Here is a 14,175-nt window from a genome sequence, read left to right as displayed (position 1 = left end):
GGCGGAGGGCCGCCGCACCCGCACGGGTGCGGCGGCCCTCCGCCGTTTCCGGGGTCAGCGGGCACGCCGGGGCAGGAACGTGAAGACCGCTCCGCCCAGCAGGATCGCCGTCCCGGCCACCAGCCCGAGGGCCCTCAGTGCGCCGTGGTCGTCCGCGCCCGTCTGGGCCAGACCGCCCGAGGTCCCACCGGAGCTGCCTCCCGAGGTGGACGAGCCACCGGACGTCCCGCCCGGTTGCTCCGAGGTGTCGAGGGTCAGCGACACCTCGCTCTTCGTCGGCGTGCACGTCGTCGTCGTGCCGAGGGCCTTGATGGTCAGTACGCCCGGCGACAGCGTCGACCGCCCGCTCGCGCCGGGCTTGTAGGTGCCGGCCAGATCCGGGATCTCGATCGGATCGCCCGACTTGATGTCGCTCGCGTTCGTGGGGCCCTCGACATGGACGGTTCCCTTGTCGGCACCGCCCACCACGACCTCCATCGACGGCTTCACCGAGTCCTTCGGGATGTCCGCCGGGCTGTCCATCACCGACTTCTTGAACCGGACCGTGAGAGCGAAACTTCCGCCGTCCTTCTTGGCGTCGATCTGCACGGGTGACGTGGCGTTCTTGTCTCCGATGGGCGTCTTGCAGGCGTACGGGACCTGGACCTCCTTGCCCGTGAAGTCCGTCTGCCCGCCGCTGCCACCGCCCGCTCCACCTGATCCGCCGCCGTCCCCGCCCGTCTCGCTCGCGGTCGGCGAGGGGGAGGACGAACCGGTGGGCAGACCGGTGGGCAGCCCGGTCGGCAGGTTGGTCGGCACGCCCGTCGGCAGGGTGGGCACGACCGTCGGCAGCCCGCCCGTCGTACCGCCCGAACCACCGCCGTCGGACACCTTGATGGTCGCGGCCGGTTGCACCGTCTCCTTCGGGGAGCACTTGGTGTCCGTCGAGATGGGCTTGTTGACGTTGATGTTGTACGCGTCAGGCGTCAGCGTCACCTCGCCGGCCGCGGTCAGCTTCAGCTTGCCCGTCATGTCCGACAGCTTCATCTCGCTGTTCTTGGGGATCGCGGGGTTCGACCGCGGCCCTTCCATCGCGATGTCCGCGGTCTGCGCGCCTGCGGCCTTCAGGGTCCCCGTCGGCTTGACCGTGTCCTTGTCCAGATCGAGCACATCGGGGTTCTTGGACGCGGCCTGCACGAACTTCCAGGTGACGGTCACCTCGTCGCCGACCTTCGCCTCTGCGGGCGCCGTGATCTCCACCTTCGTGGTGCCCTCGACCGGGGGCAGTCCCGGGATCGGCGGCGGGATGCACTCCGTTGTGTACGACACCTCGGCGGCCTGCGCCGGTGCGGCGGCCACGGCGAGCAGCACGCCCGCCCCGCACAGCATCAGCGCCGCCCCGGCGGCTCCTGCCCTGCCGCTTCTGCCCCCTGCCGCAAGGACTCTCCGTTGCGTGCTCACGTGTTTCCCTTCCTCGGGGTCGACGGACCGTTCTCGTGCGGTGCGGAGAGCCGACCGTGCACCGCGGTCCCCGGATCCGCGTCCGGGGTGAACCACGGCAGGGTCGAAGCGAAAGGAGGCGCGGAGGAGGACGACGGGGCGCCCGGCCTCCGTACGCGCAGGGCGGGCCCGATCAGCCGCAGACTCCGGCGGTGCAGCGCCCGCCCGGCCGGGGCACCTGGCCGCACCCGGTCCACGACGGCCATGCCGAGCCGGAACACGGCGGCCGGTACGACCAGGCAGAGCAGGATCCAGAAGACGGTCACACCCCAGGGCCGGCCGACGCCCCACGGCTGTTCGGCCAGCGTCCTGCCGCCGTACCCCAGCGAGACCGTGTAGTCGCCGTGGGCACCGGCGGCGAGCTCCACAGGGAGCTCGATCCGCGCCTTCCTGCCGGGCGCGACGGTTCCGTGCCACTGCTCCTCGTCCCACTGCGGGGCGAAGACGCCGTGCGCGGTACCGACCCGGAAGACGGGGTTCTCGACCGGCGAGGAGCCGACGTTGCCGACGGTGAACGCCAAGGTACGGGACGGCGGCGCCCCGAACCACGTCAACAGCCCCGAGGACCCCTCGAGGCGGGTGTCCGTCAGCACCGACAGCCGCCCGGCGGCGGACTCGGCGGGCAGTGGCCGCACCGCGTGCCCGGCGACCTGGAAGATCGCGTCGGCGTCCGCAGTGGCCCCGGTGACGGTGGCCACATGCACCACGCAGGGACACGGCACGGGCGGCTCGGACACCGGTAGCTTCCTGCGGAAGGACCCGCGCGTGTCGGTCGTGACGGCCCGTCCGTCCGCGTTGGCGCAGGAGTTGGTGCCCCCGATCACGCCCCTGGACGGCACGGACCGACCGCAGATCAGGATCATGAGCAGGGTCTTCGGGCGCCATCCGCTGCCGGTCGCGGTGATCGAACCGCCCGTCCCCGCCTGGGACGCGGACAGTTCGACGGACGGCCCGCTCTCGCCCCGGGCCGGTGCCGCCACGGAGGTGAGGGCGAGCACAAGGACCGCAACCAGCGCCGAGATACGCGCCTTCACGTTCCCGCTCCCGTCAACTCGACCTCCGTGTGGGCCTGTTCGTCCACGTCCCCTTCCGGCGGACGGCGCCGGCGTCTCCGTACGACCGCGGCCACCCCCACGGCTGCGAGCAGCCCGGCGGTGGATGCGGCGGCCGTCCCCCAGGGCACGAACCGTGCCGACGCCGACGCCGAACCGCGTGCCCCGCCCGCCGCCGTGACGGTGAGTGTCACGTCCACCGCGTCGAGCGCCGGCTGGTGCGGCCACGGCTCGGTGAGCCGGACCCTGCGGCCCGGCGGCAGTTGGAGGGGCAGGGCGTGCGGTGCCCCGTCCGAGCACTCCGTCGGCGCGGACCGCGAGCCGCGGGGCCAGCACCGTGGTGCCGCGGTTGACCAGCTCGTAGGTGACGCGCCCGGCGCGCACCCGCACGTGCTCCACCGTCAGCGCGGACAACGCGGGCCCCGTGACACGGAGCCGGACGCGTACGGCCGACGAGCGGGCGCCCGCGCTCGCCACGATCACGGCGCGGTGGTCGCCGGGTGCGGCTCCCGAGGGGACCGTCACGCTGAACGGAACATCGGCGCGGGTGCGGCCGGGCACCGTGACCAGGACCTCGTGCGCCGCGACCCTCCGCCCGCCCGTCGTGCGGGCGAATCCGATCCACGCGCCGCTGCCCGCAGGCACCGACCGGGCCGGGGAGCCGTCGTCCGCGGTGTCGTCGGCGCCGCTCAGCCGGACGGTCAGCGGTCCGCTGTCCGGATTGACCACCGACACCGCGTCCTGCATGACCGTGCCGGGCTCACCCTCCGCGTAGACGTACGGCCGCCCGCCCCCGCCCCCCGGCGCGGGCGCGAGGGACCAGCCGTCCTCGGCCGGCGCGGCCGGCGCGGCGGGTGCGGCGGGTGCGGCGGGTGCGGCGGCCAGCAGGCCCAAGGCTACGGAGAGGGTGAGCGCGAGGCGGACGGACGGCATCGGCGGCTCCCGACGGAAAGGAGGCGTGTGGCGCCTCGGTGCGGGGCGGTGTGGTCGGGCGATGGGCCGGCGGCTCGTGCGGATCCCGGATACGCCTCAGCGGCGCACCGTCTGGTTGCGGCGCGTCAGCCAGAGCGCTCCGGCCGCTCCCGTGAGCAGGACCGTGCCGCCGAGGGTGCCCAGGGCGATCGCGGAGTCCTCGGGACCGGTCTGCGGCAGCTGCCCGCCCGCGCCGGTGCCGCTCCGGGCGGCGCCGGTCGAGCCGCCGCCCGCGGCGGTGACGTCCAGGGTGAGCGAGGGGCCCGGGTCGCCGGCGGGTGTGCATGTGGTCGTCGTGCCGAGCGCCTTGATGGTCAGCACGACCGCGGTGAAGGTGACCTTGCCGGTCTTCCTCGGCGTGTACGTACCGGTCAAGTCATCGATCTTGATGGGGGTGTCGGCTGGGATCGCGGCCTGGTTGGCCGGTCCCGTCACCGTCAGCGCCCCGCTCTCGGCGCCGCCCAGCTTGATGGTGGCGCTCGGGTTCATCGCGCCCTTGCCCAGCTCGACCGGGCTGGAGGAGACGCCCTTCTGCCAGGACATGGTGATCTTGTAGTTGCTGCCGCTCCTGACGCCCTTGATGTCGATGGGCGACACCGCGCTCTTGTCGCCGATCGGCGTCCTGCACTGGTAGTTGACGTCGACGACCTCGGCCCGGGCCGCCGGAGCGGCCATCAGCACCGCCGAGCCGGCCAGGGCGGCGGCGGACGCGAGCGCAGCGCTTCGTTTGTGGTACGACACGGTCCCCTCGTTCCTGACGACCCATCAGATCGGCCGTCAAGGTACGCCCGGGCCCTTACCGAGGGAAGACACAGCGCACACCGGATCTGTGGCGATCCGGCGCGAGGGAAGTGATGTGTGCGGCGTCGTACGAAGAAGGGTTCGAACTGGGGCCACCGAGGGTGAGCGGCAGACGGGTACGGACGACACTAGGCGGGAGCGCCGAGTTCCGCCCACACCCTCTTGCCGGCGACCCCCGGCGTGCGCGCGACCCCCCAGTCGAGGCAGAGTCGCTGCACGATGAACATCCCGTGTCCGCCGGGGCGTCCGGCGCGGTGCGGGTTGCGCGGCGCGGGCTGACCCGCCCCCCGGTCGGAGACCTCGATCCGCAGCACCTTGTTGTCGCACGCGATCCACAGCTCCTCCGGCCCCTCGGCGTGCAGACACGCGTTGGTGACGAGCTCGGAGACGACGAGCAGCACGTCCTCGGCGGCGGCCCGCTGATCGGCGCCGGCGGCCGGCAGCCAGCCCCACGCGTACAGCGCCTGGCGGGTGAAGTCGCGCGCGAGCGGGACGACACCGCTCTCGCCCGCGAGGCTCAGCCTGCGCACCCGCCGGCCAGGCGGCGGGACACCCTGCTCGCGCGCAGCCGAGGACGCACCCCCGCCGGACGGACCCTCCACGGGCGTTCCGGAAGCGCCGCTGGGCTCGGGGCCGCGGTCGCCCGGCGAGTAGGGCCGGGTGGTGCTCATCAGCGCTTCACCTCACCGATTCGCCAGTTCACGATTCAAGACTCAGTACGTGGATGGACGGCATTACCGTCAGTTGTTCCTTGTGCCGTTCACGTAGAGGGACGCTTCCTGCGGCTTTCGTCCCGGCTGCCGACATATTCAGCATGTCTCCTGCCCGACCGCGCGGCCGGAACACCCATGGATTCAGCCCGGAACCTGTGACGCGCGTAACGCGCTGGTCACACAGTGACATCCGATGACCCCCCGGCCACATCAGTCGGCCAAGGCCGTGTCCAGCGTGTCGTGGACGGTGAAGACGGCATCCGCACCGGTGATCGCGAAGACCCGCGCCACCACGGGCTGCATGCCCACCAGATGGACCCCTCCACCCGCGGCCTCGGCCTTCAGCCGGGCGCCGAGCAGCACGTTCAGCCCGGTGGAGTCGCAGAACTCCAGGCGTGAGCAGTCCACGACCAGGCGCGAGAACCCCTTGCCCAGGCAGTCCTCGAGTGGTTCACGCAACAGGTCGGCGGTGTGGTGATCCAACTCACCCGCCGGGGTCACGACAGCACTCGTGCCCTCCTGCCGCACCTCGACCAGAAGCCGGCCCGACTGTGCGCTGCCGACCGTCCCGCGGTCCATGCCGTCTCTCTCCCGACCGTCGTGGCTGTTGATGGACGCCCTCGAACATTACGCCTTCCTCACGCCCCTTGACACCCGAACAACCCCACTAATTCGGACATTTACCAACAGAATGCACTTGCGGTGGGGTGACAAAAGCGGGTAGGGCTAGAGGTACAGCCATTCGACACGGCCGGCTTCGGAGGCGCCGCACACCGTAGTGCACGTATTGGCATCGGCAGCCATATGCCGAGAACGATGGAGGACATCATGTCACCCCGGCTCGACGCATCGCAGACCCAGAGGGCGACGTCGGCACTCCCCCCGGCACAACCGCACGACCACACCGACCACCTCGCCCAGCAGAACGGTCTCACCGAGCCCGAAGGCCTCGAGGGCCTCGAGGGCCTTCCGGAGATCCCCCCGTACGACGAGGTGGGAGCGGTGGACGCGCGAGCTCTGTCCAAGACGCTCTTCCAGCGGCTGGAGTCGCTCGAGGAAGGCACGCACGAGTACTCGTACGTGCGCAACACGCTCGTCGAGCTGAACCTCGCCCTGGTGAAATTCGCCGCGTCGCGCTTCCGTTCGCGCAGCGAGCCGATGGAGGACATCATCCAGGTCGGCACGATCGGTCTGATCAAGGCCATCGACCGCTTCGAGCTCAGCCGCGGTGTGGAGTTCCCCACCTTCGCGATGCCGACGATCATCGGCGAGATCAAGCGCTTCTTCCGCGACACGTCGTGGTCCGTGCGGGTGCCGCGCCGGCTGCAGGAACTCCGCCTCGACCTCGCGAAGGCCGGCGACGATCTCGCCCAGAAGCTGGACCGCGCGCCGACGGTCGCCGAGCTGGCCGAACGCCTCGGCATCTCCAACGACGAGGTCGTCGAGGGCATGGCGGCGTCGAACGCCTACACGGCGAGCTCCCTCGACGCGCAGCCCGAGGAGAACGACTCCGAGGGCACGCTCGCGGACCGCATCGGCTACGAGGACCATGGGCTCGAAGGCATCGAGTACGTCGAGTCGTTGAAGCCGCTGATCGCCGAACTGGCGCCGCGCGACCGGAAGATCCTCTCGCTGCGCTTCTACGCCAACATGACGCAGTCGGAGATCGGCGACGAACTGGGCATCTCCCAGATGCACGTGTCGCGATTGCTGTCCCGGACACTTGTGCGTCTGCGCAAGGGACTCACCGTCGAGGAGTGACGGCCTCCACGTGACCGCTTCCGTCCGGTGCCCGCAAGGGCACCGGACGGACTGCTGTCCGCGCCCGGACGTCCCGCGCCGCAGCCGTCGGGACGCCCCTGTTACCCGGGGAAACCTCTTTCCCCGCGGGCCTCGGTCCACCACTATGGTCACCCCCAAACTGGTCGGTAGGTCAGGAGCGCGGCGAGCGGCGTCGCCGGGGTGCGAGGAGGCGGGCGGATGACTCGGGCCGACGGGACGGACAGCGGCGCCGGGACCGAAGCCGGGGCCGGGACGTCCGAAGCGGACACCGCGGGCGCCGTGGCCTTCGGCCCGTCCGACGCACGGCTCACCGAGTTGCTCCGCGCCGACACCGCGACCTCGTACCAGGCACTGCAGGAACTGCGCACCCGCCACCGGCACTCGGTCCTGGCCTACGCGACTGTGCACCACGAGCGAACCGGCCGCGCGGCAACTGGCCGGACAGGCCCTCACCCTCGCGGCGCGCGAGACGGCGCGCGGTATCGACCCGGGCCTCCCCTGGCGGCACCGACTCCTGCTGCTGACCGTCCGGTCGGCCCTGTCGTGGGCCACGGACGAGCGGGCCGCCGGCCTCGACGCAGGTCTGCTCCTGGTGATGAACACGGCCGGCCCCGGCGGTCCGGTCCCGCCCGTGCTCCCCGCGTTCCAGTCCCTGGCCTCCCGCACCCAGGGCCTGATCTGGTACGGCGTCGTGGAGGGGGAGAGCGCGGACAGGACGGCGGGATTCCTCGGACTCGGACGGGAGGACGTGGAGTACGGCACCGAACAGGCGCTCAACGCCATGGGCCACGCCTGTCTGAGGTCCCGTCTCGCCGCCTCGGACGATCCGCGTTGCGGGGACTTCCGGCGGCTGATCGAGGAGTCGGTACGGCCCGACAACCCCCGGTTCAGCGGTGACCTGCACGCCCATATGGCCCGGTGCGCGCACTGCACGGCCGCCTACGAGGAACTCACCGCGCTGCGGGACGCCCCGCGCACCGCGCTGGCCGAGGGACTGCTGCCGTGGGGCGGCACGGCCTACGTCGAGCACGGCACGAGCGAGCCGCCCGCCCATCCGCGAGCGGCCGAGGCGACCTGGCCGCCCGGACGCCGGCTCGCCCTGGCCTCGGCGGCCCTCGGCCTGGCCCTGGCACCACTGCTGGTCTTCCTGCTGTCCTCACAGGGCACGCCGGGCCGGCACGCGGCGGACGCCTCCGTCGGCACCCCGCGGCAGCCGCCCGCGGTGACCGTCACCGCGACGGTCTCGGTGCACCCCCCGGCCTCGCCGACGCCGTCGCCCTCGTCCTCGGCCGCCTCCAAGCACCCGTCGCCGACGAGGAGTTCCAGGCCGCCGAAGCCGACGCCGAAACCCACTCCCACGGCACACGCGCCCGACGGCTCCTTCGCACAGGTCGTGAACGCCGCCTCGGGCCTGTGCCTGGAGGTCGCCGACGGCTTCGACAACGGCACGGACGTGGCCGTCGTCCCCTGCACGTCCTCATCGAGCCAGCGGTGGCGCTTCGACTCCGGACGCAGCGTGCTGCAGTCGTCGGCCGATCCCGACTTCTGCCTGGACAGCCGCGGCTCGGTGGACAACGGCGTGGGCATCTGGCACTGCGACTCCGTCCACGGCCGCAACGGCCAGAACCTCCGCTTCACCGTCGACGACGACGGAGTCGTCCGCCCGGAGATCGCCGTCGGGACCGCGCTCACCCCGGACGAGGACGGCGGTCTGTCGCTGCGGCCACTGACCGGCGGCACGGCTCAGCGGTGGCGGGCCGGGGCCTCCTGACCGGCTGAGGCCGCCGGCCCGCGCACCCGGTCAGGCCACGCGGCTGCCGCGCCGCCACACCTCGGTGACGAGGGGCACGCCCGGCCGGTAGGCCAGATGGACATGGCTCGGGGCGTCGAGGACCGCGAGGTCCGCGTACGCGCCCGGGGCCAGCCGGCCGACGTCCGTGCGGCGCAGGGCGCGGGCGCCGCCCGCGGTGGCCGACCAGACCGCCTCGTCCGGGGTCATGCCCATGTCCCGGACGGCCAGGGCGATGCAGAACGGCACCGAGGACGTGAAGGACGAGCCCGGGTTGCAGTCCGTCGACAGCGCCACCGTCGCGCCCGCGTCGAGGAGGCGGCGGGCGTTCGGCCACTCGGCGCGGGTCGAGAACTCGGCGCCGGGCAGGAGCGTGGCGACCGTGCTGCCCTGGGCGAGCGCGTCCACGTCGGCGTCCGTCAGATGCGTGCAGTGGTCGGCGCTGGCAGCGTCGAGTTCCACGGCCAGCTGGACGCCCGGGCCGTACGACAACTGGTTGGCGTGGACCCGGGGCTGCAGTCCCCTGCGCTTCCCCGCGGTCAGGACCGCACGGGCCTGGTCCCCGTCGAAGGCGCCCTTCTCACAGAAGACGTCGATCCACCGCGCGTGCGGCGCACACGCCTCGAGCATCTCGCCGGTGACCAGCGCCACGTATCCGGCGGGGTCGTCGGCGTAGTCCGGGGAGACGATGTGGGCACCGAGGTAGGTGACCTCGTCCGTGTGCGCGGACGCGATGCGCAGCGCGCGTGCCTCGTCCTCGACCGTCAGTCCGTAGCCGGACTTGGTCTCGAAGGTGGTGGTGCCCTGGCGGAGCGCCTCGGAGAGGTAGCGGACGAGGTTGGCCTCCAGTTCCCCGTCCGTCGCCGCCCGCGTTGCGGCCACGGTGGTGCGGATGCCGCCCGCCGAGTAGCTGCGGCCCGACATGCGGGCGTTGAACTCCTGCGTGCGGTCGCCCGCGAAGACCAGGTGCGAGTGGGAGTCGACGAAGCCCGGGATCACCGCCCGGCCGCCGACGTCGACCCGGTTGTCGGCGGCGGGTGCGCTGCTCGACTCACCGACCCAGGCGATGCGGTCGCCGTCGATGACGACGGCCGCGTGCTGGATCAGCCCGAGGGGGGAGTCCGCGCTCTCGCGGGAGGGGTCGTTGGTGACCAGGCTGGCGATGTTGGTGATGACCGTGCTGCTCATGGGTTCCTCGTGGGTGACCGGGCCGGTTTCGGGTGTCAGGAGCGCAGCGCCTGGACGGCGTCCGCCAGCGCCCGTGGTACATCCGGCAGACGTGTGTGCGCCCCGTCGCGCACGACATGCCGACCGCCTACGACCGTATGGCGCACGTCCGCCGCGGTCGCGGCGAATACCGCCGTCTCGGCGCCCAGCCCCGGCGGCGGTCCCGCGGTCCTGACCGAATCGAGCGCGATCGTCGTGAAGTCGGCGAGCGCCCCGGGCTCCAGGACGCCCGCGTCCTGCCAGCCGAGCGCCGCGTGCCCGTCGGCGGAGGCAGCCCGCAGCAGGCTCGCCGCGGTCCAGTGACCCCGGGTGCGGGTGCGCAGCCGCTCGTCGAGCTCCATCGCGCGCGCCTCCTCGAGGAGGTCGATGACGGCGTGGCTGTCGGAGCCGAGCGAGAGGGGGGAGCCGGCCGCCTGCAGGGCCATGGCCGGGCCGATGCCGTCGGCGAGGTCCCGCTCCGTCGTCGGGCACATGCAGGTGCCCGTGGAGCCGGCCCCGATCAACCGGATGTCCTCGTCGGTGAGATGGGTGTTGTGCACACCGGTGGTGCGCGGGCCGAGGACTCCGTGGTCGGCGAGCAGTCGCGTGGGTGTGCAGCCGTGGGCCCGGTGGCAGGCGTCGTTCTCCGCCGTCTGCTCGGACAGGTGCACATGCAGCGGGGCCCGCCGTTCCTCGGCCCAGCGTGCCACCGTCGCCAACTGCCCCGCGGGAACCGCCCGTACGGAGTGCACGGCGGCCCCGATCCGTGCGTGCGCCCGCTCTTTCAGATCCGAGGAGCGTTCGGCCCAGCGCTCCGCGGTGCCGTCGGAGAAGCGGAGCTGGTGGTGGTTCGGCGGCTGCCCGAATCCGGAGGAGAGGTAGGCGGCGTCGAGCAGGGTGATGCGGATGCCGGCCTCGGCGGCGGCGTCGATGAGGGCCTCGCCCATGGCGTTGGGGTCGGCGTAGGGGGTGCCGCCCGGGGCGTGGTGCAGGTAGTGGAACTCACCGACCGCGGTGACACCGGCGAGCGCCATCTCCGCGTACACGGCGCGTGCGAGTGCGTGGTACGTCTCGGGGGTCAGCCGGTCGGCGACCGAGTACATGACCTCGCGCCAGGTCCAGAAGGTGCCGGAGCCCACCTGGACCACTCCGCGCAGGGCGCGGTGGAAGGCGTGCGAGTGTGCGTTGGCGAGCCCGGGGAGGGTGAGTCCGCGAAGGATCTCGGCGCCCGGTGGCGGGGCTTCGACGCCGGTACGGACGGCGGTGACGCGGCCGTCGGACACTTCGAGGGCGACGCCCGTCTCCACGCCCGGGTCGAGCCAGGCGTGCTCCAGCCAGTACGTCCGGGTCACCTGCACACCAGCCCTTCCAGTACGTCGGCGAGTGCGGTCACACCGGCGACGCAGTCCTCCTCGGCGGCGTCCTCGGCCGGGGAGTGCGAGACGCCCGTGGGGTTGCGCACGAACAGCATGGCGGTCGGGACGGTCCCGGACAGGATCCCGGCGTCGTGCCCGGCACCGGTGCCCAGAACGGGCACGGTGAGTCCGCGCACCTGCTCCCGGCCCAGGATGCGGGCGAGTTCGTCACGCAGGACGTGGTCGAACTCCACGACGGGGGTGAAGGACTCACGGACGACGTCGAGGTCGACGCCGTGTGCTTCCGCGTGCTCGCGGGCGGCCTTCTCGATCCCGCTCAGCACGGTGTCGAGGCTCTCCTGGTCGGCGGCGCGGGAGTCGAGCCAGCCGCGGACGAGCGAGGGGATGGCGTTGACGCCGTTGGGTTCGACGGCGATCTTGCCGAAGGTGGCGACGGCACCGGCGAGTGCGGCCTCGCGGCGGGCGGCGAGCACGGTCTCGGCGTACGGCAGCATGGGGTCGCGCCGGTCGACCAGGCGCGTGGTCCCGGCGTGGTTGGCCTCGCCCCGGAAGTCGAACCGCCACCGCCCGTGCGGCCAGATGGCGCTGGCCACGCCCACCGGGTCCCCGCTGAGGTCGAGGGCACGGCCCTGCTCGATGTGCAGTTCGACGAACGCCCCGATACGCCCGAGTCGCTCCGGGTCGGGCCCGATCGCGTCGGGGTCGTGGCCGGCGGCCTCCATGGCCTGCGCCAGCGTGACGCCGTCGCCGTCCGTGAGCCGGTGCGCCTGTTCACGGGTGAGCTGTCCGGCGGCCAGCCGCGACCCGACGCAGGCGAGCCCGAACCGCGCGCCCTCCTCGTCCCCGAAGTTGACGACGGCGAGCGGTCTGCGGAACTCCACGCCCCGCGCGCGCAGCTCGTCGAGCGCCGCGAAGGACGACACGACCCCGAGGGGACCGTCGAAGGCGCCGCCGTCGGGCACGGAGTCGAGGTGCGACCCCGTGACGACGGCGTCGCCCGCTGCGGGATCCCCCAGCCAGGCCCACTGGTTGCCGTTCCGGTCCACCTCGTGGGCGAGCCCGCGGCTCCGGGCCTGCTCCTCGAACCAGGCCCGGCACTCGCTGTCGGCGGCCGTCCAGGCGAAGCGGCGGTAACCGCCGGAGGCGGAGCTGCGGCCGATCGGCAGCAACTCCGTCCACATGCTGTGGAAGGTCACGCGTCGTCACCTTCGCGCATCGGAACCCGCACGCCCCGCTCCCCGGCCACGGACTCCGCGATGTCGTATCCGGCGTCCACGTGCCGGATGACGCCCATGCCCGGATCGTTGGTGAGGACCCGGCGGATCTTCTCGCCGCTCAGCTCGGTGCCGTCGGCCACGGTGACCTGTCCGGCGTGGATGGACCGGCCCATGCCGACCCCGCCGCCGTGGTGGATGGACACCCACGACGCACCGGACGCCACGTTCACCATGGCGTTGAGCAGCGGCCAGTCCGCGATCGCGTCCGAGCCGTCCAGCATCGCCTCGGTCTCGCGGTACGGGGAGGCGACGGAACCGCAGTCGAGGTGGTCGCGGCCGATGACGATCGGCGCGCTGAGCTCACCGCTCGCCACCATGTCGTTGAACCGCTCACCGGCCTTGTCCCGCTCGCCGTAGCCGAGCCAGCAGATGCGTGCGGGCAGGCCCTGGAAGTGGACGCGCTCACCGGCCATCTTGATCCAGCGGGCGAGGGACTCGTTCTCGGGGAACAGCTCGAGGATCGCCCGGTCGGTCTTCGCGATGTCGGCCGGGTCGCCGGACAGCGCCGCCCAGCGGAAGGGGCCCTTGCCCTCGCAGAACAGGGGCCGGATGTAGGCGGGGACGAAGCCGGGGAAGGCGAACGCACGGTCGTACCCGGCCAGTTGCGCCTCACCGCGGATCGAGTTGCCGTAGTCGAAGACCTCGGCTCCGGCGTCCATGAAGCCGACCATCGCCTCGACGTGCCTGGCCATCGACTCACGGGCGCGGGTGGTGAAACCGGCCGAGTCCTTGGCGGCGGCGTCGGCCATGTCCTCGAAGGCGATGCCGGTCGGCAGGTACGCCAGCGGGTCGTGGGCCGAGGTCTGGTCGGTGACGATGTCGATGGGCGCGCTCATGGCGAGCAGCTGCGGCAGGAGGTCGGCGGCGTTGCCGAGGAGGCCGATGGACAGCGGACGGCGGGCGTCGCGCGCCTCGACGGCCAGCTGGAGTGCGTGCTCCAGCGAGTCCGCCTTCACGTCCAGGTACCGGTGCTCGATACGGCGGTCGATGGCACGCGGGTCGCAGTCGATGCAGATCGCGACGCCGTCGTTCATCGTGACGGCGAGCGGCTGGGCGCCGCCCATGCCGCCGAGTCCGGCCGTCAGGGTGATGGTGCCGGCGAGCGTGCCGCCGAACTTCTTCGCGGCCACGGCGGCGAACGTCTCGTAGGTGCCCTGGAGGATGCCCTGGGTGCCGATGTAGATCCACGAACCGGCGGTCATCTGCCCGTACATGGTCAGGCCGAGGGCCTCCAGCCGGCGGAACTCCTCCCAGTTGGCCCAGTCGCCGACGAGGTTGGAGTTGGCGAGGAGCACGCGCGGCGCCCACTCGTGGGTCTGCATGACGCCGACGGGACGGCCGGACTGGACGAGCATCGTCTCGTCCTGCTTGAGGCCCTTCAGCGTGCGGATCATCGCGTCGAAGGAGCGCCAGTCGCGCGCGGCCTTGCCGGTGCCGCCGTAGACGACGAGCTTGTCGGGGTGCTCGGCGACCTCGGGGTCGAGATTGTTCTGCAGCATCCGCAGGGCGGCCTCCTGCTGCCATCCCAGGGCGCTCAGTTCCGTGCCGCGCGGCGCTCGGACGGGGCGGGGTCCTGACATGGTCTGCCTCCTGGGGTACGGCCGCACGCGGCCGGGGGCGCGCGGGGACTGTTGCAGTGGTTATTCACATCCTGGCCACCTGAATAGAACTAGTCAATACATTCTTGCGCCAGCGTGGTGGCGGCAGGGATGTTTGGCTGGAGATACG

General features: G+C 72.3%; 10 protein-coding genes and 1 pseudogene. 2 read left to right on the top strand and 9 right to left on the bottom strand.

Going from position 1 to position 14,175, the window contains the following annotated elements:
* Positions 1–54 precede the first annotated feature (54 nt).
* The 5 genes from ADL25_RS28900 to ADL25_RS28880 form a co-directional block, all read right to left on the bottom strand.
* Positions 55–1,368 (bottom strand): hypothetical protein, encoded by a 1,314-nt coding sequence (locus tag ADL25_RS28900; protein ID WP_059130769.1) that lies wholly within the window; start codon positions 1,366–1,368, stop codon positions 55–57.
* A 68-nt stretch (positions 1,369–1,436) separates the two neighbouring features.
* Positions 1,437–2,501, bottom strand: a complete 1,065-nt coding sequence (locus ADL25_RS28895; protein WP_181923343.1) for a hypothetical protein — start codon at positions 2,499–2,501, stop codon at positions 1,437–1,439.
* Between the two features lie 1,059 nt (positions 2,502–3,560).
* Positions 3,561–4,244 (bottom strand): LPXTG cell wall anchor domain-containing protein, encoded by a 684-nt coding sequence (locus ADL25_RS28890; protein ID WP_059130768.1) that lies wholly within the window; start codon positions 4,242–4,244, stop codon positions 3,561–3,563.
* Between the two features lie 188 nt (positions 4,245–4,432).
* Positions 4,433–4,975, bottom strand: a complete 543-nt coding sequence (locus tag ADL25_RS28885) for an ATP-binding protein (protein ID WP_059130767.1) — start codon at positions 4,973–4,975, stop codon at positions 4,433–4,435.
* A gap of 252 nt (positions 4,976–5,227) precedes the next feature.
* Complete coding sequence (locus tag ADL25_RS28880; protein ID WP_059130766.1) at positions 5,228–5,596, bottom strand: STAS domain-containing protein; 369 nt, start codon at positions 5,594–5,596, stop codon at positions 5,228–5,230.
* A 237-nt stretch (positions 5,597–5,833) separates the two neighbouring features.
* Here ADL25_RS28880 and ADL25_RS28875 point away from each other — a divergent pair, with 237 nt between their 5' ends.
* On the top strand, positions 5,834–6,778 hold the full coding sequence (locus ADL25_RS28875) for an RNA polymerase sigma factor SigF (RefSeq protein ID WP_402521788.1): 945 nt from the start codon (positions 5,834–5,836) through the stop codon (positions 6,776–6,778).
* A 219-nt stretch (positions 6,779–6,997) separates the two neighbouring features.
* Positions 6,998–8,570, top strand: a pseudogene (locus ADL25_RS28870) (ricin-type beta-trefoil lectin domain protein).
* A 30-nt stretch (positions 8,571–8,600) separates the two neighbouring features.
* On the opposite strand, the gene hutI reads toward ADL25_RS28870, so the two are convergent.
* From hutI to hutU, 4 genes are read right to left on the bottom strand one after another with little or no spacing between them, the layout of a single operon-like run.
* The gene (hutI, locus tag ADL25_RS28865) at positions 8,601–9,776 is read right to left on the bottom strand and encodes an imidazolonepropionase (RefSeq protein WP_059130765.1); all 1,176 of its coding nucleotides are present in this window, start codon (positions 9,774–9,776) and stop codon (positions 8,601–8,603) included.
* Positions 9,777–9,811: 35 nt separating this feature from the next.
* Complete coding sequence (locus tag ADL25_RS28860) at positions 9,812–11,146, bottom strand: formimidoylglutamate deiminase (RefSeq protein WP_059130832.1); 1,335 nt, start codon at positions 11,144–11,146, stop codon at positions 9,812–9,814.
* Positions 11,143–12,366, bottom strand: coding sequence for an allantoate amidohydrolase (locus tag ADL25_RS28855; RefSeq protein WP_059130764.1), 1,224 nt, complete (start codon positions 12,364–12,366; stop codon positions 11,143–11,145). Before ADL25_RS28855 ends, ADL25_RS28860 begins: the two co-directional genes overlap by 4 nt.
* The gene (hutU, locus tag ADL25_RS28850) at positions 12,363–14,027 is read right to left on the bottom strand and encodes a urocanate hydratase (protein ID WP_059130763.1); all 1,665 of its coding nucleotides are present in this window, start codon (positions 14,025–14,027) and stop codon (positions 12,363–12,365) included. Before hutU ends, ADL25_RS28855 begins: the two co-directional genes overlap by 4 nt.
* Between the last annotated feature and the right edge of the window lie 148 nt (positions 14,028–14,175).

The sequence above is a fragment of the Streptomyces sp. NRRL F-5122 genome, assembly GCF_001507435.1.
In the GTDB taxonomy this organism is placed as follows: domain Bacteria; phylum Actinomycetota; class Actinomycetes; order Streptomycetales; family Streptomycetaceae; genus Streptomyces; species Streptomyces lannensis.
Note: the sequence above shows the minus strand (reverse complement) of the source record. Positions and strands in the feature narration are given on the sequence as shown.